Here is a 22,314-nt window from a genome sequence, read left to right as displayed (position 1 = left end):
TGTCGCTTATTTTTATTGTGCTGCTTATTTTATGGCGTTTGTGCATGACTTATTGGTACGGTTTGGTTATGCTATTTATTATATTTAAACGATGACAGACATTATGACGCAAGACCGCTTAATCAATCCCAATGAGGCCGCCACCGATGCGCCTGATGCCAATATTCGTCCTGCGTCACTGGCTGAGTACATTGGTCAGCCTGTGGTGCGTGAGCAGATGGAAGTCTTTATCGGTGCTGCGCGTGCTCGTGACGAGTCGCTCGACCATACGTTGATTTTTGGGCCACCAGGACTGGGCAAAACCACACTGGCCAACATCATCGCTCGCGAGATGGGCGGCAATCTACGCTCGACCTCAGGGCCAGTGCTTGAGCGTGCGGGTGATTTGGCGGCCATGCTGACCAATCTAGAGGCAGGGGATGTGTTATTTATCGATGAGATTCATCGATTAAGCCCTGTGATTGAAGAGATTCTTTATCCAGCGATGGAAGATTTTCAGCTTGATATTATGATTGGCGAAGGGCCAGCAGCGCGATCGATAAAACTGGATTTGCCCCCGTTTACATTGGTAGCAGCCACCACGCGTGCGGGGCTATTAACTTCGCCGCTGCGTGACCGTTTTGGTATTGTGCAGCGTCTGGAGTTTTATAGTATCGCAGATTTGACCACCATTGTGAGCCGTGCAGCGCGCTTGATGCGTGTGCCAATGAGCGAAGATGGTGCTACCGAAATTGCACGTCGTTCGCGCGGCACCCCTAGGATTGCCAACCGCTTACTGCGCCGCGTGCGCGACTATGCAGAAGTCAAAGGCAATGGTCATGTCGATGGTATGATCGCGGCAAGTGCGCTGGATATGCTGGCAGTGGATCGTCGCGGTTTGGATCATCTCGATCGCCGCTATATTGAAATTTTACACGAGCGCTTTGATGGCGGCCCTGCAGGAGTGGAGGCGGTTGCGGCAGCGATGGCTGAGGATCGCGGTACTCTTGAAGATGTGATTGAGCCGTATTTGATCCAGCAGGGTTATGTACTACGTACGGCACGCGGTCGCGTCCTCACCCAAATGGCCATTGATCAGATGTAAAGAGTATGGACTTGTTATCAATACCAAAAACCCCTAACCATAGTTAGGGGTTTTGTATTGCATCAACTATATTTCATTTAGGGCGTGTCAAGATTGAGCGATTTTAAGGTTGCTAAATGATGCAATGATCATTGGGGTGATAATGGCTGCGGCCAGATTTTCCCAGGGTTTAGGATGTTATTGGGATCAAGAGCTGATTTGATCGCTTGCATCACGACCATGGCATTACCGTGCTCCGTTTGCATATATTTTTGCTTACCTTGGCCGATGCCGTGCTCGCCCGTACAAGTACCATCCATTGCAATAGCACGTTTGGCAAGACGACCGACAATGTCTTCAGCGGTCGCAATTTCGTCTGGATTGGTGGTATCGACCAGTAGCAGTACGTGAAAGTTACCATCACCCACGTGCCCAACAATGGGGCCAATCATACCTGCCGCTTCGATGTCTTTGGCCGTTTCGCTGACGCACTCAGCAAGACGAGAGATGGGTACGCACGCATCGGTAGACAGTGGGCTGGCTTCTGGTCTAAGCGCGGCGCTGGCATGATAGGCATTATGCCGTGCTTGCCACAGACGCTTACGCTCGGCTTCATTGGTATCCCAAACAAAGTCGGTACCGCCAAACTCTTCGATGATGTCAGCGAAGGTCTGCGCTTGTTCGTGGACGCTGGCTTCTGTGCCATGAAATTCAACAAATAACGTCGGCGTCTCGGTCAGGGACAGATTGGCATATTGATTACAGGCCTTGATTTGCATCGCATCAAGTAGCTCAATACGGGCGATAGGCAAGCACATCTGGATGGTCAGCATCACTGCCTGACAGGCATCTTCAACCGTGGCGAAGTGGCATAAGCCGCTGCCAACTGTTTCACTTAAGCCAAACAGCTTTAGCGTGATTTCGGTGACGATGCCAAGCGTACCTTCAGAGCCAATCATCAGCCGCGTTAAGTCGTAACCTGCCGCTGATTTTTTGGCGCGCGTCCCCGTACGGATGATCTCACCGGTGGCAGTCACCACTTCAAGCGACAGTACCACATCTTTCATCGTGCCGTAGCGAACGGCATTGGTGCCTGAAGCGCGCGTCGCGACCATGCCGCCGAGACTGGCATTAGCACCCGGATCGATAGGAAAAAACAATCCAGTATCACGCAGATAATGGTTCAACTGCTCGCGCGTCACGCCTGGTTGGACCGTGACGGTCAAATCTTCGTTGTTGACCTGCAAGATGGTATCCATTTCGTGCATATCGATGCACAGGCCACCATAAGGGGCATTGAGCTGTCCTTCTAATGAGGAGCCAATACCAAAGGCAATCACGGGCATTTGATGCGTATTACAGATTTTTACCGCTTTTGCCACGTCATGCTTGTCACGAGCGTTGAGCACTGCATCAGGTGGCTGATTGGCGAGCCATGTTGTGGTGTGACCATGCTGCTCGCGTACGGTGGTATTGACGCTGAGCTGGTCACCGAAAGCGGCTTGTAGCGCCGCAATCGCTGTGCTGTGGTCGGTGTTGATAAGGTCAGATACCGACAAAAAATCGGTATCGTCTTGATGGATAGCGTATGACATAAAAACCTCTCTCGGTCGCCGAAGGAGGTTAATGAGTTAGGCTAACAGACGCCACACCACCGCCAATACGGCAAAGATATAAAAGATAATAGATAACCAGCTGCCAACTTGCAGCGCTAAGGTGATAAATATCACAAATCCTGCCAGCGCAAACCAATCACGTCTGCGATCGTTCAGCATATCGGCACGAATTTGTTGGATTTCTCGCAATTGACTGTCTTGCCGCGCGCCTTGTGAGGCAAGGCTTTGCAGGCCTTGATCCAGCAGCCTAGGAATGTCAGCGCCTGACAATAACAGCTCAGGAAGTTGCGTACGCAGTTGTTGTAGCTTACGCATGGGGTCGAGTTGTTCTTTAACCCAAGTACTCAAAATAGGCTTGGCAAGCGCCCAAATATCCAAGTCAGGATACAAGTCACGTCCTAAGCCTTCAACATGTACTAATGTCTTGAGCAGTAGCATCAGCTGCGGCGGAATACTCATATGGTGACGGCGCGCAATATCTAATATTTGCATTAAAACGCCTGCAAAGTCAATATCATTTATCGACTTTTGTAGCATCGGACCAACGGTGCGCTGCATGTCTCGCATCAGGGCATGCTTGTCTGCATTAGGTGGTATCCAGCCTGCACGGCTGACGATATCGACCAGTGCAGTGAAGTTGTTGTTCATCACCGCGAGCAGCATACGCGCCACAATCATCTGATCATCTGATGATAGTGTGCCCATAATGGCACAGTCTAAACCAATATAACGCGGTGCATGTCCCAAATCGGCGGCCGCGGTATCTGAATTCATGGTATGGATGGGCGGCGTCTCAACAAAAACATTACCCGGATGCATATCGGCATGGAAAAAATTGTCACGAAATACTTGGGTAAAGAAGATGGTCAAGCCCTTTTCTGCTAACGCTGCGCGGTCGTAGCCCAATTGATCAAAGATTTGCGTCTGTGAGATCGGCACGCCTTGAATACGCTCCATTACCATCACATTTTTGGCCGCATCGTACACCTCAGGCACATACATCAGCGCTGAACCCAAAAAGTTATTGCGCATTTTGGTGGTATTGTCCGCCTCAAGGGTCAGGTCGAGCTCGTTGAGCATGACTTGCCGATAATTTTCGACAATATCGATAATATGCACCGCACGCGCTGCTTCAATGCGGGCAGAGGCCCAGCTGGCCAGCTCGCGCAGCAGCTCAAAGTCAGCCACAATGGTGGCGCGAATATCAGGACGAACCACCTTAACCACCACTTCACGGCCATCATGCATCGCCGCGGTATGCACTTGGGCAATAGATGCAGCGGCCAGCGGTTTGACATCAAAACGGGCAAATAAGGTATCGACCGATTGACCTAAGCCATGTTTGCGGTCTTCGATTTGTGCGATGGCGGTTTGGGCATCAAAGGGTTTAACCTTATCTTGGAGCTGTACCAGCTGCTCAATAATCTCAGGCGTGACCAAGTCGCGGCGCGTAGAGAGCAGTTGCCCCAATTTCAAAAACAGCGTGCCCATGTCTTCAAGCGCGTATTTGATAGCGTTTGGCTGATGGCGTTTTGTCCATGCGGCAGGATGCAGGCGAATCAACCGTGCAATTGGTTGCAACTGCGGCGCATCATCGATAGGCAGGTGAGTATCAATGCGGTAGGTGGCGGCGATGCGCCACAATTCTCGTAGGCGTTTTTGATGAGATAAAAGCATGAGTGGTGAGTATAATTATCAAAAGAAATGAGCACAATAATAGCATGAAGCCAGTCGGTCACGCATATCTTTGATGCACGCTGCGGCGCAAAACAACGGCGTAAACCAGCCAAAGCAGCGGCAGAAAAACAGACAAAACCATAAAGACGTGTGTCATAGCCATAAAAAACCTCAAGGCAACGTCTGGTTTGCCTTGAGGTCTAATGAGTGAACAAAATGAGGTAAGCAGGTCGCTAGATACTACTTATGCTCAATGGTATTTTTATACTTAATGGTATTTGGCCTGTTCAGCCCTAAGGTGTGCCAGTTTGGCTGATTCACGCTCGATATCTGCTCGCAGCTGAAGCAAATGCTGCTTCATAGCATCAGCTTGTGCTTTATCCGCAGCATCCACCGTGCCCGTACCTGCAATATTGTTTGCCCATGTGCTCATCTCATCACAGGCGCGCTCGGCACTGGGTGTCAAGCTGCTTTTGAGCTGAGTGATAAGCAGTTGCAGTTGACTGGCAACAGACTTGCCGATAAATGGTTCAAGTTTATCCGCCACATTAGGATCAAACCCTGCCATCAGCTGCTTGAGCTGCATCACCACTTTGTAATCACCTGCAATCGGTAAGTTGCCTTCAGCACCGCGCATCAGATTAAGCAGTTCAGTGGGGTTCGCCACACTGATGATACAGTCAGGCTGACTGTGACCAATCCGCCCCATATCCAGTGCTGCTTGCTGGCGCGCGTCCATATCGGCACGCGTTTCAAACACGCTGTCGTCACGAACTGGCTCAAAGCGCAGATGCTCATGATTAAACAGCACATCCAGTTGCAGCTCGGGTTTCGCCATGTTCAAGCGCAGCACTTTGCCAGCCAGCGGGGCAAGACCCGCTTGGGTAATGGCATCGCTCTTGATGGCCAGATTGATCAGCTTTTCGGCACCTGCCAGTAATAATACAGTCAGCATCCTATTCTCCACGCTTACATGGGTCAAAAATAACCCTATTTATGTGTTCTTGTTCGCGTTTTTAATGCGTTTTTGGCACATGGTTATGCTTTAAAGCCGCGATGTACCGCTACGATACCCGCAGTCAAATTGTGATAATCACAATTATCAAAGCCTGCTTGCTGCATCATTTGCTTTAGCGTCTGCTGATCAGGGTGCATGCGAATTGATTCAGCAAGATACTGATAGCTTTCAGAGTCATTAGCCACGATTTTCCCCATCAGCGGTAAAGCGGTGAACGAGTACAAGTCATAGGCTTTTGACAATGGCTCAAAAATTGGCTTTGAAAACTCAAGAATCAACAAGCGGCCACCCGGTTTGAGCACGCGGTACATAGCACGCAGCGCAGCTTCTTTATCTGTAACGTTGCGCAAGCCAAAGCTGATGGTCACTAAGTCAAAGCTGTTGTCATCAAACGGCGCGAGCGTCTCAGCATTGGCCAAGACAAAATCAACATTGTTACAGCCAGCGTTGATCAAGCGCTCGCGACCGACCTCAAGCATCGCCGCATTGATATCAGATAAAACCACATGGCCATTACGGCCCACTTCGCGGCTAAACACTTTAGCCAAATCGCCTGTGCCGCCCGCGATATCAAGCACGTGCTGACCTGCGCGCACGCCAGACAGGCTGATGGCATAGCGTTTCCACAAACGGTGGATACCAAACGACATCAAGTCATTCATGATGTCGTATTTTTTGGCAACAGAGGTAAAGACGTCAGCCACGCGGGCTTGTTTTTCTGACTTTTTGACTGTTTTGTAGCCAAAATGGGTGTCTTCGGTGCCATCGGTATCGGGCGTATGCGGGTTATTGATGTCATCGCGCTGATGAAAAGCGGCTTTTTTTGCCGCGGCATTATCGGTTTCTGTCGTAGTCTCGGTTGCTTGCGAGATGCTGGCTTGTTGTCCTTGCGGTGTACCTGCTGGTAAATCCTGCACTTGAGTGAAGTCAGTGGCATCACTGGGCAGGGTTTGGCGCGCTTGGGCTTGCTTGCTGATGTCTTGGCTGTGCGTGATGCTGTCTTGTACCAGTTTGTCTTGGATATGGCCGCCAGTTACTGCTTTGCTGTCAGGCATGTCATTATCGGTATGGTTATTGTCAGTCATGAAAGGATCCGTTTTTTTGGTTTTTATGGTGATAACACTAAGACGAGCGCCACTGATGAATAGGCGAGCGCCTGATGATGAGTGATGGTTGCTCAAGTAACAACACGGCAACCATCCTCAGTTGGTAAAGGCTTGATACCGCAAAACATAGTGCCAAGCAGTGCTTATTGCACACCAAATGCAGCGGTGTTGTTTTCATTACCCGCGCTATGTACTTGATCGATAATTTGTAGCTCACGCTCACAAAATGGCTCGATAAAGCTGCTGACGCTCTTGAGTGGGCCCATGGCTTCAAAGCCTGCGGCAATAAAGTCATAGAGCGGCTGATAGCCACGGTTGTAAGCGGTGCTTTTGGCCATGGCAAAAGCTTTGCGTAGCATAAATGAATTTAAGTATTTGTCCGTGCGGTAGCAGACGTCTCTTAGGTTTCTGATCTGTGTGCGGCGTTCGCTGGCTTCATCAACGGCGCGGTAGGCGGCAAGCATGTTGTCTGCATTGACAGGCAGGTCTTGTTTGAGCAGCCACTGGGCAAGGTGCATATCAAGCTCAATCGCTAAGATAGATGCTTGAATGGCCAAGCTGCCAGTTTCTAGTGCTGACTCTTTTGCCAAACGTTCAAGTTTTTTGGCCTTGGGCAAGATACGCTCAAGCTGTTTTGCCAATAGCTCAAACTCTTGTCCGCCATATAGTTTGGTCAAAAAGTAATTGGCCATCGGCTTATTTTTTGGCTGCTCGAACATCTGCTTGTGTGTTTCGCGGATGCGCGCGCGCTGCCACTCTTGCACTTCATTAAGCTTGATGTGAAGCGCCTCGTCATTATGATAATCCAGCGCCCAGTAACGGGTTAAATGGGTTTGTAACTCAGATAAAGCAGCCATAGCAAACAGTCCTCTACAATAAACGGGATATGTGTGGTTTAACAATCATTCAAATGCCGATTATATCAGAAGCAGCGCTTATGATTGCCATAGGTTTAAAGACAATTATCTCAAACACATGCTGATGCATCGACCGCTACCATAAAAGAAAACCAAACAGAATACAAATGCCAAACTGTTACATGGCAAGCAGCCAAACTGAGTGCTATGATGTGAAAATGGCAACCTTTTGCCATGAGGCATACCCAATCATTAAAAATAAGAGTATAAAAATGTCTAAAAATAAAAACAGCAAGCGAAAGTCAGCAGCCAAAGCAGCCAAGGTCGCCGCCGTCAGTGAACAGCTTAGTGAAGATGTGGTCAAGCAGCACTTAACGCCCAATCCACTCAGCCAGTTTTCGCTGGATAAAGACGAATTACGCTTGGCACTGGTCACCGCCCAATATGCACTCAGAGCCACACGAGAAGACGCGCCGCCAACCAGCAACCAGCCAACGGGTCTGTTGGTATTGGTCAATGGTATGGAACAGGCGGGCAAGGGTTCGGCCGTCAAGCAGCTGCGCCAATGGGTAGACCCAAGATTGCTCAAAGTCGAAGCCACCATCGGTGATGCGCCACTGGCCTATCAGCCGCTGTGGCAAGCACATACCAAAGCGATGCCGCGTCATGGTGATGTAATGGTGTATTTTGGCAACTGGTATGCCGACCTTATCTACAATGTCATGCGCATGACTCGTCAGCAAGCGGACGACGATAACCAAAAAAGCACGAAGAAGAGCGCAGCCAAAAAAGGCAAGCGCAAGGCCAAAAAAATCACCACCTCAGAGGATAGGGTCAGTCAATGGCAGCAATATCTCAAACAGCAGCTACGTGAGTTACAATCCTTTGAGCATGATCTTGCGACCAATCAAACCAAGCTATTAAAGTGCTGGTTTCACGTCGATGATGATACGCTGCAAGAGCGGATCACGGATAAAGAAGCCGATCCAGAATATCTCTATCAAATCGACTGGCGTGATAAGGATACCTTAACCCAGTTTAATCAAGTGGCTGCCAGTATCATTCGTCAACAAGGCGATTGGGTCATCATCGATGGCGCGGACAAAGCGCAAGCCACCAATCAATTTTGTCACGAAGTCTTGCAAGCCATGCAGTCGGCGTTAGTCAGTAGCCGCGTGCCAACTGATGAACCTGCCAGTGACACGAGCGATGGCAATCTTGATGCTGATATACCGCCCTTAAGCACCGCTACCGTGGTCGATTGTGACCACTTACCAAGCGCACATGGCGATGCGACGTTCACGCCCGTCGATATTCCTGATGTGTTGACTGACATCGATGACCCTGACTTGGACAAATCTGAGTATCAAGACGAGCTGGCAGACAAACAAACCAAGCTGGCAGCACTATTACGGGCACGCGGCGGTCGTCATGTGGTATTTGCCTTAGAGGGGATGGACGCAGCTGGCAAGGGCGGGGCGATCAAAAGGCTGGTTGCGCCATTAGATCCGCGTGAATACCAAATCTACAATATCGGTGCGCCGATGCGCTATGAGCTTCAGCACCCTTATCTGTGGCGCTTTTGGACACGACTACCTAATGAAAAGACAGATCGGATCAGCCGTATTGCGATTTTTGATCGTACTTGGTATGGCAGGGTATTGGTCGAGCGGGTGGAGGGCTTTGCCATTGAGGCACAGTGGCAACGCGCTTATGCAGAGATCAACCGTTTTGAAGCAGATTTGGTGTCTGCTGGCACGATAGTCATCAAATATTGGCTAGCGATTGATAAAGATGAGCAGCTCGACCGTTTTGAAGATCGCCGTGATACGCCGCATAAGCAGTTTAAACTGACTGATGATGATTGGCGCAACCGTGACAAATGGTCGGATTATGTCCAAGCGGCTGCAGACATGCTGGCACATACCAACACCACTGCTGCGCCGTGGTGCGTGATTGCCACCAACGACAAGCGCACGGCGCGTTTGCAAGTGCTTGATCATGCTATTGAGCAATTAGAAAGTCTTTGAGTCTGATCAACGCATCATGTGATGACGCATGAGCGCAATAATATTTGTCAATATGCGGCGGTGATGATGGCGTGTTTGCCACCGCATGATTGGTATACAGTTGTTGTTCAAATAGTATCAAAGTGAGCCAAATATCCCAATTTGGACATTTTTTTTGACAATAAGCCGTTAATATCTACCACTACTCAATAAAAAGGGCAAAAGAAACAGCTGGATACGAGGACAAATTTGTAAGTATGACCGCTTGATCATGCATTTTTTGTTAATTTTTAATATAATAGGCAGCCAACATGAGCAGGTTTGGAAGTGTAAATCCGCTAGAGCGCAGTTACCACCAGCTCTCCAGCCATTATTGACACTATGATTATTAGCATATTTGGCTGATAATCGACTTTTAAAATCGCTCGGATATACTGTGGGCAGTTAAGCCGCAAGAAAATGAAATCGATAGATTTAATCATTTTACTTGCGGCTTAGTGTTATATTGGCGGCCGTTATGACAGTTGCCTCAGAGGCAGTGGCCTGTGTGCTGGATAAAAAGCGGCCATTTGCCAAGACTGCCTGATATTGCAACATTGTACCAACGGCCAATGTGTCTTTGCTCATGTGTCCATGCAGCAGCCATTGGCCGCGTTATCAATCGCATTATTCTTCAATAAGCTTACGCAGGGCGTATCAACCTATGGGTATTAGCAGCAGTTCTACAGAGCCTACCAAACAAGTCGGCTCTATGAGAATTAATCTATTTTTTGCCATCCTTCTGATAGCAATGACTGGTTACTTTTTATGGTGGGGTCTTGACTACACCATGCATCAGCAGAGTATGTTATTTCTCATAGCCACCGCATTTGGTGTGTTTATGGCCTTTAACATCGGTGGTAATGACGTTGCCAACTCGTTTGGCACATCAGTGGGTGCAGGTACGTTGACCATTCCGCAAGCGCTTGGTGTGGCCGCGATATTTGAAGTCTCAGGTGCCGTCTTGGCAGGTGGCGAGGTAACCGATACCATTCGTAAAGGTATCGTAGATTTGGATGGTATGTCAGTCACGCCAAACCAGTTTATTTACGTCATGCTGTCAGCTTTGATTGCAGCGGCGTTTTGGTTGCTGTTTGCCACGCGTAAAGGCTTGCCCGTATCGACCACGCATTCGATCATCGGTGGTGTGATTGGTAGCTCTATTATTCTAGGCTATGACTTGGGCGGTAGCGGTTCAGCATTGTCCACAGTTGACTGGAGTACGGTAGGCCAGATTGCCATCTCTTGGGTGCTCTCTCCTGTGCTTGGCGGCGTGTTAGCCTACCTTTTATACGGTCAAATTAAGAAAAACATCATTGATTATAATGATATGGCCGAAGCCCGTATTGAAGATTTTAAAGCCGCCAAAAAAGCGCTCAAGAAAAATCACAAAGAGTTTTTTGATCAGCTTTCAGAATCTTTGCAGTTGTCATATACGTCAGCAATGCTACGCGACCAAGAAATTTACAAAGACGACGACTGTACGCGTGAAGATTTGGAAACGGATTACTATCAAAATCTGTATGATATCGAGCGCGAGCGTAATGACTTAGACACGCTAAAAGCGTTGAAAAAATGGGTGCCGCTGATTGCCGCTATGGGCGGGGTAGTCATGACCGCGCTGGTTGTGTTCAAAGGTTTGAAAAACGTCAACAGCAACCTGACCAACTTGCATGGCTTCTTATTCATGGGCATGGTTGGCGCGCTGATCTGGCTGGCGACCTTTATCTACACTAAGAGTATTCGCGGCAAGCATAAAGAAGATTTGAGCAAAGCCACCTTTATTATGTTCAGCTGGATGCAGGTCTTTACCGCATCAGCGTTCGCCTTCAGTCATGGTTCAAACGATATTGCCAACGCCGTTGGCCCGTTTGCAGCGATCATGGATGTGATTCGTAACAATGCCATTGCGTCGCAAGCCGCTGTGCCCTCTGCAGTGATGTTGACCTTTGGTGTGGCACTGATCGTTGGTCTTTGGTTTATTGGTAAAGAAGTAATTCAAACCGTCGGTACCAATTTGGCAAAAATGCACCCAGCTTCAGGTTTCTCAGCAGAGCTTGCTGCCGCTGCGGTTGTAATGGGCGCATCAACCATGGGGTTACCCGTTTCAAGTACGCACACGCTGGTAGGTGCGGTATTGGGCATTGGTATCGTCAATAAAAATACCAACTGGGCATTGATGAAGCCAATCGGCTTGGCATGGATTATCACATTGCCAGCTGCAGCAGCGATGTCTGCCATCAGCTTTGTGGTGCTAAAAAATATCTTTTAGCAACGGGTCAGGGCTGATGCGGCACAGTGATTGATATGACAACCGTCTATCAGCAAGCCTACTATCCATAAAAAAGTGCTTATCGTCAGCATGGCGATAAGCACTTTTTTTGTCTGCCGTTAAAATAACTGACCCAATACGGGCTTAGTCAGTGCCAAACTGTTGGCGTTTTTTGGCAAAAAAGCGATCCAAGCGATCCATTGCATCTTCTAAATCGAGCAGGTTGGGCAAAAAGACCACGCGGAAATGATCAGGTGCATCCCAATTAAAGCCCGTACCCTGTACCATCAACACCTTTTCTTCAATCAACAAATCCATCATAAAAGCCATATCATCTTCGATGGGGTAGACAGCAGGATCCATTTTTGGAAAACAATAAAAGGCCCCTTGCGGCGTGGTGCAAGAGATACCTTTGATGGCATTCAGACGTGAGATGGCCATTTCACGCTGCTTAAACAGTCGTCCTGAGTCTGCCGTGAGCGCTTGCATGCTTTGATAGCCACCCATAGCCGTTTGGATGGCATATTGGGCTGGGACATTGGCACACAAGCGCATAGAGGCAAGCATGTCCAAGCCTTCAATAAAGTCAGCGGCATGGTCTTTTTTACCTGAAACCATCATCCAGCCAGCGCGAAAGCCGGCAATACGGTGTGATTTGGACAGTCCATTGTATGACAATACCAACACTTCATCAGTCAAAGTGCTCATTGGTATGTGTACCACGTCATCATAAAGCACGCGGTCATAAATCTCATCGGCCATGATGATCAAATCATGCTCTATCGCCACTTGGATAATTTGCTCTAGCAGCTCTTTTGAATACAGCGCGCCCGTTGGGTTGTTGGGGTTAATGACCACGATGCCTTTGGTTTTGCTGGTGATCTTGGACTTGATGTCTTCGATATCAGGATGCCAATTGTCTGCTTCATTACAGCGATAATGAACTGCGGAGCCGCCTGCCAAATTGGCTGCTGCCGTCCACAGTGGGTAGTCAGGCATCGGAATCAAAATTTCATCACCATCATTCATCAAGGCTTGCATGGTCATGACGATCAGCTCAGAGACGCCGTTGCCCAGATAGACATCACGCACATCGACTGCCGAGAGCAGGCCTTTAGACTGATAATACTGCAGCACCGCCTTACGCGCCGCAAAGATACCTTGCGAGTCTGAATATCCTGATGCCTCAGGCAAATTCATTGAGATATCGCGCAAAATCTCGTGCGGGGCATCAAGACCAAAGGGGGCAGGATTGCCAACATTAAGCTTGAGGATACGATGGCCATCAGCTTCCATTTGGTTGGCTGTTTTGAGCAAGGGGCCACGGATGTCATAGCAGACGTTTTGTAATTTGGTTGATTTTTTGATGGGGCTCATAGAAGTACCAATGATGTTGTCTGTGGGGAGTAAACGGGATGGCTGAGGCTTTGTATTGTCGGCAGCAGTGACTGGGTCTGCATTTATAGTAGCGCCTTTGGCAAGCGGAGCGTGGGCATCGCTCAGCGCCGCGCTGGTATCATCAACCGCTTCTGGCGCTGCTACAGGTACAGGATGACTTTCCGCTGCATTATTTGCGCTGACGCCGCGTAACAGATAGCCCTCGCTACAACCCAGAATGCGCGCTAGGGTAGGAAGTTTCGAGGACACAATACCATTAGTACCGCGCTCCCAGTTGGAGATGGCACCGCGGCTGACTTTTGCGCCTGCCTGCGTCATCGCTTGCGCCAACTGCTCTGCTGTCAGTCCTTTATCACGGCGTAGCTGGACGAGGCGCGCAGCTTGTGCCAATTTTTCCTTGTTATTTTGCATGGGTCTAAAGGCCTTGTGATATAAATGCCAAGGGCATCATATGTGTCTATTGACATCATTATGTCAGTGCTAATGCAAGATATTATTGCATTTTAACAAATGGTGCAAGTGTAGAAAAAGCAGAAAATGCAAGAATAACTTGCAATTTGGTAAGTAGGCTCATCACTTGCTATAGAAAGTGCGGTGTCAATTCTAAAAAGAATACAGCATCGCTTTGATTTTATTACTAAAAAAACAAAAATGCTCACAATAAACCAAACATATGGATGATACTCTTAGCCCAAAGTGTTACGTTGAGGTTTGGTAAACGTCAATACGCATAAAAGCCCTATCTTGCTTAGCAGCAGCACTTTAGATCATGTTTTAGAAATAAGGGGTTAGCCATGATGACAAAAGTTGTTGATCTAAATGGTAAGGGCACTACACGACACCATCACTATACAGATGGGGTGGTAAAATACGCCAGCCGTCACCATATTATAGAAGTGCGCTGATAATACAGCGGCCAGACAACACACAATAAGGAACCGTTATGCAAGACAATCAACTCAGCAAAGAAGAAATCGCTCAATTAACCGAAGCGGACTGGAAAGAGCGCTTAAGCGCTGATGAATATCGCGTGATGCGTGAAAAAGGTACCGAGCGCCCGTTTACAGGTGTCTATAACGATAATGACGAGAAAGGCGTATATCGCTGTAAAGGCTGCGGTGCCAGCTTGTTCGATGCTGACAACAAATTTAATGCAGGTTGCGGCTGGCCAAGTTTTGATCAGACCATCGACAACAGTGCTATTGATGAGCATGTCGATAACTCGCTTGGTATGAAGCGTATCGAAGTCACGTGCAGCAACTGCGGCGCGCACCTCGGCCATGTATTCCCTGACGGCCCACGCGAAACCACAGGCATGCGCTACTGCATCAACTCAGTGGCCCTTGACTTGGATAAAAGCGAGGACTAACTAGATTTGTGAACGACTGAGTACAACCAATCGCCGTGCATCAGCGGCGGTTAGCAGGCATGATAGAGGCCAATCGCTTGCTGCATCGTTGTGACACAGCTTGTTACGGTATTGGATAATAACAAACAATCATAACTATAGGATGACTCATGACTACCATCTATGACTTTACTGCCGAACGTATGGACGGCAGCGTACAGGACTTTTCTGATTATCAAGGGCAAGTGTTGCTGGTCGTCAATACTGCCAGTAAATGTGGTCTAACGTCGCAATTTGAAGGCTTAGAAGCATTGTATCAGCAGTACAAAGATCAAGGGCTTGTCATCATCGGCTTTCCTTGTAACCAGTTCGGTCATCAAGATCCGGGTAGCAATGATGAAATTGGCACATTTTGCCAAAAGAACTACGGTGTTAGCTTCCCTATGATGGCAAAGATCGACGTCAATGGTAGTGAAGCGCATCCTATCTTTGATTGGATGAAGTCTGAAAAGGGCGGCATGCTCATTGATGCGATTAAGTGGAACTTTAGCAAGTTTTTGATTGGCCGTGATGGTCATGTGATTGAGCGTTATGCGCCAACCACCACTCCAGAGGCTGTTAAAACCGATATCGAAACTGCCTTGGTTGCCAGTGCACCATAGAAGGCAGCAACAATCCCCAAAAAACGTATTTTATCGAATTTATAATGTTATATAAAACAAGTGGTTATGCGTTTTTTGATAAAAAAGTGAAAAAATATCGCAAAAAGATGAAAAAAGCGTTTGACAGCCATCGCTAAATCTATATAATACACACCCACAGCAAGGGGACTTACTTAGATAAGCCTAGCTGATTAAGTTAACATCGAGTGTGACAGCTGATGTTAACTTAGGAATTAAAAAGTATTATTACTTTTAAGATTCCAGAAAATTCTCTTTAAGGAATTTTCGCGATACATATAGTTATCGAGTTTTTAGAATTTACGAAAATATAAATTCTCTTGCGCTCGGACGAAGCAATGCTTCGTTTACTACTCGCTTTCAGAAATATTATTTAAAATATTTCTCTTGCGAACCTAAAATTGCAGTGCAATTTTTTAACGGTTCTCAGGGTGATTAGCTCAGTTGGTAGAGCGTCTGCCTTACACGCAGAATGTCGGCGGTTCGAATCCGTCATCACCCACCACTTAATAGCTTGTGGTAAAAAAGCTAGACGACCTAAGCAGCGGTAGTTCAGTTGGTTAGAATACCGGCCTGTCACGCCGGGGGTCGCGGGTTCGAGTCCCGTCCGCTGCGCCATATTTAAAACGAATTTAGACCTTTGGGTTTAAGCAAGTTTCGCCTCAAGTATTAGTTTACTTGAGGTTTTTTTGTGCTTGTAATTCTCCTTAAGACCTTTATTCGTAAGGGTTAGTTATCCTGTCTTTATCAACCCTTACGAAGTAGTCTACTCTTTAATAACGTATTTTCTATAAGTCTACGTGCATGTACTCTGACTTTTGAAAATCGGTGACCAAGGGCCCGGTGACCAAACGGTGACTATTTTGTGACCAATATTGTTAAAAGTTGCTAACGGTAACTGATCGCCAATTTTTATGCTTATCGATAAGTTTGGGAGCTTAAAGGATTAGCCTCAAACTAAGTTTAAGATAAAGACGGAAACCTTTCTACCCATTCACTGGTAACCATTTTGCCAGTTTCAATACAAAATGGTATGGCCCATAATCTCAATTCTTCTGCTAAATAAAAACACTCCAAAGGTGTATCGAACTGATGGTGTTTAGGATAAATAAGCATCATGTCCCCACACCCATTCAAATATTTATGACCATAAGCAAATAACTGATACATATCCGACTGACTGATATTGAAGTTGTTATCACTGTCACTTAAATTTATTAACTTCCATTTGGTATCGAGTACATGGTAGTTTTTTCTTTCTTTACTGATTAATAGATCAGGCTTTAATTGAAAGCGCGCTTTTAAACCTTTTTGTTCATTCACCATGTACTTACTAGAAGCTTGTGTTGTTAGTTGCCAGTGCGCCTTGATATCTCGTTGTAAGCAGTTTGCCACATACTTCTCGAACAAAATTTCCATTGGGAATAACAATGCAATACCCCGGTGTTCTCCCTTTTGAAAGTTTGGATTAAGCTTTTCAAGTATTAGTTGGCACCATGGCTTTATCGCTCGGTAGGATTGCAATATTTTGATGTCTGACCATTTAGGCATTGAGTTTAGAGGCTCTTTAAGACTTGTTATAGGGTCTAAGATGTGTGATAGCTCATTAGCCAGTCGCCAGTTCTCAGAACTCCTACAGTGCTGCTGTACGTAGTCCAATGCCGTTTTGATTAGTTGGTTCTCAAGTCGATTTGGATGATAGACATCATGACGAATATGAAAAAGATGAGCTTGACCAACCGTTTGCCTTTGTTGAACTGTAATATCAAGCTGGCCACGAATAAATCTACTTTCTTCTTCAATTCTTTGATAGTCAAATCTGAGCCCAGACGCTACCAGCTCCTTTAGCAAATATAAAAACTGGTAGTATATCCACTCATGAATAGGTAAGTTCATTCGATTGAGACTGGCAGATTGAGTCTCTTTATAGGATAGGTTTAATACGGAGCTTAGCATTTTGCATAAGACCTCTCTGCTCTTGCCTGGCTCCTGTAAACCTAATCCTGTCTTTGGTAGTATCTCAATACCTTCACCACAAGGACTTTCTAAATAACCTACGTAAGAATGTAGTTGTAAGTATTGTGGACGCTTGTAAGTAATAAACCGCCCATAATTGTCTTTTCCACTTAATTCCACTAACCAATCAAATGTTTCTTGCTGGATAATAGCTAAATCTAAGCTAGGACATGCTGTCTTATCTGTAGTCAGCTGAGCATATTCTCTGACTCGAATCATGCTTCGCCATCCGAAGATTCAGACTGAGTCTGATTTAGAATTTTCCTATAGGATTCAGGAGTGTTAAAAGCAGTCTCATTGATAAGGTAGCGACGATCATTTAAGCCGTTGATACTACTATCAAACAATTCGCTAATTGCAGGAGATATATTCCCAGTTTGAATAAATTGTTCTGAGGTATGTTTGCTAGGATCATTCAATACCCAGCCAATACGCTCCCAATCCGAGAAGAAATATTCTTGCAGTAACGGGATAATTCGTCTCTTGAAAATGTTACCTAATTCAATTTCTTTTTCGTCATCTGAACCCCAATCTTTCAAAGACCAGAAGTATGAATGACCTATGGTGTGCTCACGATCTAATAGCACCTCAATGCGCTGATTTATTACTGTCAATATTTCAGATACAGCAATGCCATGAACTATGATGCCATCTAGTAGTTCAGGCTTAGGTAATAGCTCAATAAAATCAAATCGGCGGCGTAATGCTAAATCTAGCTGGGCGAGAGACTTATCAGCGGTATTCATCGTGCCTAGTACATAAAGATTTGAGGGCACTGAGAACGGCAATTTTGAATAAGGTAGTATTACTTCGCGCGCATCTGTACCATCTTTACGTTTATCAGGCTCAAGTAATGTAATAAGCTCACCGAAAATACGAGATATGTTGCCGCGGTTAATTTCATCAATGATAATCAAATGCGGTAACTTGCTAGAATTAGTAGTAGGTTCTGGAGTAAGCAATTGCTTTAACTTTTCTCGATTAATAGTTGTGTTACGTAACTGGTAAATAGTCATTTGAGACAGTGACTTATCAAATAAACGCTCTTTTGGCAAACTCGGGCTATAAATACGTAGCCATTTAACCTTTCTTAATTGCTGAAAACCAGAGCGTTCTTTTGTATCTAAAAATTCATAGTCGTCTGTAACCTCGGCAATAGCACGAAACTTATGGTTACCATCAGATATGATTACTAGATCACCAATACTAACTGCATTTTTGAAAGTATTAACAGCTGTAGCTTTATAATTATTAGGATCATCAGCTAAAGAAATGTTATGCGATTGCTCTATCTTTGCAACTACTTCTCTACGATTACTACAGTTCGAAAAGTCGATGTCATCACCCCAACCTAGAAGCACATAGTTGTTATCAATGCATTCATTAAATATCTCATTTTCATCGGAGATATTAGTGTTTCCTAAAGAAAGCTTCCATATATTTTTACCTTCAATATTGACTGCTTGTGTATAGCCTGTCTGCTCTGTTGTTCTAGCATTAGTACATAATTGCTTGAAAATACCATCAACCACTTCGTAGCTAATATTTGAACTCCCATCTATTCCTTCTACGACTATAGGTCTAATACCTTCAACGAAATCTTCATAAGAAAAGCTTTGATGAAAGGTAGTAAATGCAATACGACCTTTATCCGTTAATTCATCATACTTAGCTTTTAAACGCTCTCTTCTCTCTGATTCATCTAGAGGATCATTATTAAAATCACAATACCAATCGGGAGCAGCGCACTGTACAGCGAGTTCTGTAGTACAGTAGGTCTTACCTGTTCCAGGTGGACCGTAGACGATACGATTAAGCGCTTCATTATCAAACATGCTTATCGTTACTTCATCTAATTCTTCGTTGGTATCGTTGTAGATAGATATTCTGCTTGGCTTAATACCTAATTTCTCACTGTAAAGCACAGACATAAACTCATGGGGAGTGATATCTAAATCATATTCCTTTTTAATAGTTTGGTATATATCGGTAAGCATCAATAAGCGTCGGATGACTTGATTATAAGGTGGTATTCTTGACTCTGGAACATCAAATGCTTTCAGGAAGTGCTCGATATGGTCGGTAGATGAAATTGGCAAGATAATATCTGGATTGTATATAGATATTAAACGCGCACGACGTCCTGCTCCCATAACACATTTAGGCTCTACACCTGCGCGATCATATACCTCATTATCTTGATCAATCCAAGTGATATCAGCGTTAACGTCAGCATCGATTATTATTTGATGGATCTTAAGAACATAACTTAATGCATCATCGTCACTTAAGTCGCTCAAGCTTTGATGCTTATATAGTGTTCCATCTTTTTTCAAATAAAGTAGGTGTCCTTTCGCCGTACCTGGCATATAACGACCAAATATAGGCTGTAGCCCGCGCTCTATCCATCGACAATAATTATCTGTGATAGATCCATGACCTAAGCAGTATTGCTCCTGAGTTAATTCAGTTATTTTATTTTTTGGAAACTTACTTAAAAACTCTTCATAAAGCTCTTCAACGCCTTCTGGTCTACTTGTAATCGCATCGTCTTGGCTTAGCTCAATGAGCTTCGATACTAAATCACTATCTATTTTTGTTGTATCCATACAGCTACTCCCTCAAATTATTTAATTAGTTTTTGAAATTATTCACAATTTTTTCTAATACATTCAATGACTGTAGTATTCCCGTCGTTATATATTCTGAGTTTAGGCTCCATCATCTTAGTTCCATAATCGTAGACTATAAATTCAGGCTGAAATCTATCAACAGCTTGACCAATATATACACAGGCCGCATTTGAGGCACAAACTAATAGATGTACTTTTTTGATACCATGCATTTGATTCAAGTTAGTAAAAATTTCCTTAAGTCTATTAGCTAGTTTCTCACCCTCAAGTGGATGCGCTATTGCGCCATTACCGTATCCGTAACTCTGAGGAGGATATATGTTTATTACTGGAAGCTTGTCTTGGGCTTGCTGATTAAGATGGTCAATTGTTGAATCAATCATCGCAGCGGGGAAAGTTAACTTAATGCTAACAATAACTTCTGAATGCTTTGAGTCAATCTTTGGCTCGTCAATGATAAATGCATCTTCTCTAGGCTGTACTCCAGGCCACATCCAACTACTAGCATCTCTGTAACGGAGCATTGGCATTAATTTAGATTTATTACCAAATTTCGCACCAAAACCTATTAAAGCAAAAGTTGGACCTAAAACGAACACAGCTGCGCTACTACCTTTAGTCCATGCTTTTATTTGATTAACACAGTCTCCTATATGCTCAGAACATCTTTTATGAAATTCATAATAATTTTGCATTGAATCACTTACACCCCAATCTAGAGGAGTTAAATCGTGTTTAGCCCTACAATTGAATACGTTCAATGATTTCGAAATTGATATCGGATCTGGCATTTCTATACTTTGTCCATTTACGCTCCACGGAATAAAATATACTGGAACAGGTGTATAACTCAATGCATTGAGAAGGTTGTTGCATAGCTGAATATGTACGGTTCGCATAGCTTGTAATTTAGATGCAGGATAATCTAAAGTTGCTATTCGATCTACTAACCTATGATGAACATCACACAATAATAGAACATTACTTGGCTCGTCAGCCAGATTTTTTGATAAGTACATTACCCCTCTAGGGCCACTCTCAGAGGCTGCAATGTTATGAGCCATATAACCGAAGTTACCCCTATGTCCTGATAATGAATCAAAATCTAATCTTGAACCACAGCCAGAAAACATGCATCTACCATGACTCTCTTCCATAACGATACGTTTAGTTGATTCACTGAATTGGTTTCCTCTTCCTGTAACTTTCTCTCGACCTAAACTCCAGCGTTTGAATAATTCAGTAGTTTTTTTAGCGTTGAGCCTATTAGAGCTAACTGTAATTTCATCCCATAGCTCCTTAAAACTTTCTAATGTCTGAAAATCTTCTAAACCAAACTCTTCCTTTTCAGAAACTCTTAACCTCGTGTCTATTACATAGCTATCACTTATGTATGAAACCAACTTTTCATTATCGTCACGCTGAAGAGAAAATCTAAAAATATCAATCAACTCACTATTACTGAACAACAATGTCAGTAAGTTGTGGTAGCTTGCGTCTGAAAGAAAGCCAACATGATCCCATTGTAGTCCTGTACCTTTAAGATGGTCGAGATATTGTTTTGCCGAGTCAAGATCGGTAAATATAGTCTTATTTAGGGCTTGATCATGTGAGGTCTGAGTTCCCGTAGATGTATTATTCGTAGTCATTTTTTAATTGTCCAATTCAGTAGAAAAAGGTAAATAGCCTAAAAAAATTTTAGATTCTTGAGAGTAGGCAATCCAAAAGCCAATATGGCTTGTCCCAACGATGACATACAAAATGCGTTCTGATAGGTATTTAGAGCTAGTAAATTGACTCGCTAAATCATTTAAGTCCGTATTAGATGGATTAGGTTTTGGCTCAGGGTGTGTATGCCATAACCCTAACAGACCGCCATAACCTTTGGTATTTTTCCAATATTTTTTCAGAGCTTTATCGTGAGATTTGGAACGAAAGAAAGTGGTGCGAGTACGTCTATCTCTGAACATTGGCGTAGTTAAGTCGTCTACTACTATTGTATGACTGTCTGGATAATAGCTACCTAATAATATACCGCCAGCTTCCTTGGATTTGGCTTGTGACTGTCTAAAATCGAACCATGTGGATATGACAGACTCGGCTATTGCGCCATCGTATGCTTTATCATTTTCTTTCCATATAATGCGCTTATTTAGGTACTGCAACATGAGCAACCTGCCACTTTAATAGTATTTAAAGACTGGGAGTAGTAACCATCATTTTGTAGAGCCAATGCATGATGTTTAGTAGCCTTCAAGTCATAGTCAGTCGGTAGCTTGTTAGTCGCACACCATGACTGTAATCCTACTTTATTCTCGATTACATATTCAGCCATTATTACTGCTATTTTCATAGCATGAACTGAACCGTATGCAGTGAACGCTCCAGCACATCCAGTTATATTTCTTGATAAAACTATGCCTGAAGGATTACTAAACAAACTGGTATTTATATAATTTGAAGGATTGCCATCGTCATCATAGTAGAGACATTTTAAACAGCCATCCTCATTGCTTTTGAATCCTAGAATATGACCACCCAACCCGTAAGCCTCTAGCCAGCCAGATACGACAGGGACATTT

The 22,314-nt window shown here is 45.0% G+C and carries 15 protein-coding genes, 2 tRNA genes and 1 pseudogene; 7 read left to right on the top strand and 11 right to left on the bottom strand.

Annotated features, from left to right (window positions below; translation table 11 throughout):
- Nucleotides 1–103 precede the first annotated feature (103 nt).
- On the top strand, nt 104–1,084 hold the full coding sequence (gene ruvB / locus ACFI32_RS10480) for a Holliday junction branch migration DNA helicase RuvB (RefSeq protein WP_462626539.1): 981 nt from the start codon (nt 104–106) through the stop codon (nt 1,082–1,084).
- Nucleotides 1,085–1,212: 128 nt separating this feature from the next.
- Here ruvB and ACFI32_RS10475 read toward each other — a convergent pair whose 3' ends face one another.
- From ACFI32_RS10475 to ACFI32_RS10455, 5 genes are all read right to left on the bottom strand, one after another.
- On the bottom strand, nt 1,213–2,658 hold the full coding sequence (locus ACFI32_RS10475; RefSeq protein WP_462626538.1) for an FAD-binding oxidoreductase: 1,446 nt from the start codon (nt 2,656–2,658) through the stop codon (nt 1,213–1,215).
- 36 nt (nt 2,659–2,694) lie between these two features.
- Nucleotides 2,695–4,356 (bottom strand): ABC1 kinase family protein, encoded by a 1,662-nt coding sequence (locus tag ACFI32_RS10470; protein WP_462626537.1) that lies wholly within the window; start codon nt 4,354–4,356, stop codon nt 2,695–2,697.
- A 268-nt stretch (nt 4,357–4,624) separates the two neighbouring features.
- Nucleotides 4,625–5,311 (bottom strand): hypothetical protein, encoded by a 687-nt coding sequence (locus ACFI32_RS10465; protein ID WP_462626536.1) that lies wholly within the window; start codon nt 5,309–5,311, stop codon nt 4,625–4,627.
- Between the two features lie 83 nt (nt 5,312–5,394).
- Nucleotides 5,395–6,459 (bottom strand): bifunctional demethylmenaquinone methyltransferase/2-methoxy-6-polyprenyl-1,4-benzoquinol methylase UbiE, encoded by a 1,065-nt coding sequence (gene ubiE, locus ACFI32_RS10460; RefSeq protein WP_462626535.1) that lies wholly within the window; start codon nt 6,457–6,459, stop codon nt 5,395–5,397.
- A gap of 164 nt (nt 6,460–6,623) precedes the next feature.
- The gene (locus ACFI32_RS10455; RefSeq protein ID WP_462626534.1) at nt 6,624–7,337 is read right to left on the bottom strand and encodes an FFLEELY motif protein; all 714 of its coding nucleotides are present in this window, start codon (nt 7,335–7,337) and stop codon (nt 6,624–6,626) included.
- 272 nt (nt 7,338–7,609) lie between these two features.
- On the opposite strand from ACFI32_RS10455, the gene ACFI32_RS10450 reads away from it, so the two are divergent.
- Nucleotides 7,610–9,367: an ATPase gene (locus ACFI32_RS10450; protein WP_462626533.1), complete on the top strand. Its 1,758-nt coding sequence runs from the start codon at nt 7,610–7,612 to the stop codon at nt 9,365–9,367.
- Nucleotides 9,368–10,049: 682 nt separating this feature from the next.
- Complete coding sequence (locus ACFI32_RS10445; RefSeq protein WP_462626532.1) at nt 10,050–11,657, top strand: inorganic phosphate transporter; 1,608 nt, start codon at nt 10,050–10,052, stop codon at nt 11,655–11,657.
- Between the two features lie 144 nt (nt 11,658–11,801).
- Here the strand turns inward: ACFI32_RS10445 and ACFI32_RS10440 are convergent, their stop codons facing one another.
- Nucleotides 11,802–13,466: an aminotransferase class I/II-fold pyridoxal phosphate-dependent enzyme gene (locus tag ACFI32_RS10440; RefSeq protein WP_462626531.1), complete on the bottom strand. Its 1,665-nt coding sequence runs from the start codon at nt 13,464–13,466 to the stop codon at nt 11,802–11,804.
- Between the two features lie 532 nt (nt 13,467–13,998).
- Between ACFI32_RS10440 and msrB the strand changes: the two genes are divergently transcribed.
- From msrB to ACFI32_RS10420, 4 genes are all read left to right on the top strand, one after another.
- On the top strand, nt 13,999–14,424 hold the full coding sequence (msrB, locus tag ACFI32_RS10435) for a peptide-methionine (R)-S-oxide reductase MsrB (RefSeq protein WP_462626530.1): 426 nt from the start codon (nt 13,999–14,001) through the stop codon (nt 14,422–14,424).
- Between the two features lie 149 nt (nt 14,425–14,573).
- Nucleotides 14,574–15,065 (top strand): glutathione peroxidase, encoded by a 492-nt coding sequence (locus ACFI32_RS10430; RefSeq protein ID WP_462626529.1) that lies wholly within the window; start codon nt 14,574–14,576, stop codon nt 15,063–15,065.
- 447 nt (nt 15,066–15,512) lie between these two features.
- Nucleotides 15,513–15,588: transfer RNA gene (locus tag ACFI32_RS10425), tRNA-Val, on the top strand.
- Between the two features lie 36 nt (nt 15,589–15,624).
- Nucleotides 15,625–15,701: transfer RNA gene (locus ACFI32_RS10420), tRNA-Asp, on the top strand.
- Between the two features lie 345 nt (nt 15,702–16,046).
- Here ACFI32_RS10420 and ACFI32_RS10415 read toward each other — a convergent pair.
- The 5 genes and pseudogenes from ACFI32_RS10415 to ACFI32_RS10395 all read right to left on the bottom strand — a co-directional run.
- Nucleotides 16,047–17,318: an McrC family protein gene (locus tag ACFI32_RS10415; RefSeq protein ID WP_462626528.1), complete on the bottom strand. Its 1,272-nt coding sequence runs from the start codon at nt 17,316–17,318 to the stop codon at nt 16,047–16,049.
- Complete coding sequence (locus tag ACFI32_RS10410) at nt 17,315–19,708, bottom strand: AAA family ATPase (RefSeq protein WP_462626527.1); 2,394 nt, start codon at nt 19,706–19,708, stop codon at nt 17,315–17,317. The genes ACFI32_RS10415 and ACFI32_RS10410 overlap by 4 nt, the downstream gene beginning before the upstream one ends.
- 38 nt (nt 19,709–19,746) lie before the next feature.
- Entirely contained in the window at nt 19,747–21,381 is a 1,635-nt protein-coding gene (locus ACFI32_RS10405) for an SAVED domain-containing protein (protein WP_462626526.1), read from the bottom strand.
- A gap of 3 nt (nt 21,382–21,384) precedes the next feature.
- Nucleotides 21,385–21,900, bottom strand: a complete 516-nt coding sequence (locus ACFI32_RS10400; protein ID WP_462626525.1) for a Mov34/MPN/PAD-1 family protein — start codon at nt 21,898–21,900, stop codon at nt 21,385–21,387.
- Nucleotides 21,885–22,314, bottom strand: a pseudogene (locus ACFI32_RS10395) (hypothetical protein); the annotation flags it as partial. The gene ACFI32_RS10400 and the pseudogene ACFI32_RS10395, both read right to left, overlap by 16 nt.

Source organism: Psychrobacter sp. PSi21 (assembly GCF_054960615.1).
This window is presented reverse-complemented; position numbering and strand designations above follow the sequence as displayed.

Bases quoted from the DNA above. Each gene is read 5' to 3' on its own strand.
- ruvB (WP_462626539.1), top strand. From the start codon at position 104: ATGACGCAAGACCGCTTAATCAATCCCAATGAGGCCGCCACCGATGCG.
- ACFI32_RS10475 (WP_462626538.1), bottom strand. From the start codon at position 2,658: ATGTCATACGCTATCCATCAAGACGATACCGATTTTTTGTCGGTATCT.
- ACFI32_RS10470 (WP_462626537.1), bottom strand. From the start codon at position 4,356: ATGCTTTTATCTCATCAAAAACGCCTACGAGAATTGTGGCGCATCGCC.
- ACFI32_RS10465 (WP_462626536.1), bottom strand. From the start codon at position 5,311: ATGCTGACTGTATTATTACTGGCAGGTGCCGAAAAGCTGATCAATCTG.
- ubiE (WP_462626535.1), bottom strand. From the start codon at position 6,459: ATGACTGACAATAACCATACCGATAATGACATGCCTGACAGCAAAGCA.
- ACFI32_RS10455 (WP_462626534.1), bottom strand. From the start codon at position 7,337: ATGGCTGCTTTATCTGAGTTACAAACCCATTTAACCCGTTACTGGGCG.
- ACFI32_RS10450 (WP_462626533.1), top strand. From the start codon at position 7,610: ATGTCTAAAAATAAAAACAGCAAGCGAAAGTCAGCAGCCAAAGCAGCC.
- ACFI32_RS10445 (WP_462626532.1), top strand. From the start codon at position 10,050: ATGGGTATTAGCAGCAGTTCTACAGAGCCTACCAAACAAGTCGGCTCT.
- ACFI32_RS10440 (WP_462626531.1), bottom strand. From the start codon at position 13,466: ATGCAAAATAACAAGGAAAAATTGGCACAAGCTGCGCGCCTCGTCCAG.
- msrB (WP_462626530.1), top strand. From the start codon at position 13,999: ATGCAAGACAATCAACTCAGCAAAGAAGAAATCGCTCAATTAACCGAA.
- ACFI32_RS10430 (WP_462626529.1), top strand. From the start codon at position 14,574: ATGACTACCATCTATGACTTTACTGCCGAACGTATGGACGGCAGCGTA.
- ACFI32_RS10415 (WP_462626528.1), bottom strand. From the start codon at position 17,318: ATGATTCGAGTCAGAGAATATGCTCAGCTGACTACAGATAAGACAGCA.
- ACFI32_RS10410 (WP_462626527.1), bottom strand. From the start codon at position 19,708: ATGGATACAACAAAAATAGATAGTGATTTAGTATCGAAGCTCATTGAG.
- ACFI32_RS10405 (WP_462626526.1), bottom strand. From the start codon at position 21,381: ATGACTACGAATAATACATCTACGGGAACTCAGACCTCACATGATCAA.
- ACFI32_RS10400 (WP_462626525.1), bottom strand. From the start codon at position 21,900: ATGTTGCAGTACCTAAATAAGCGCATTATATGGAAAGAAAATGATAAA.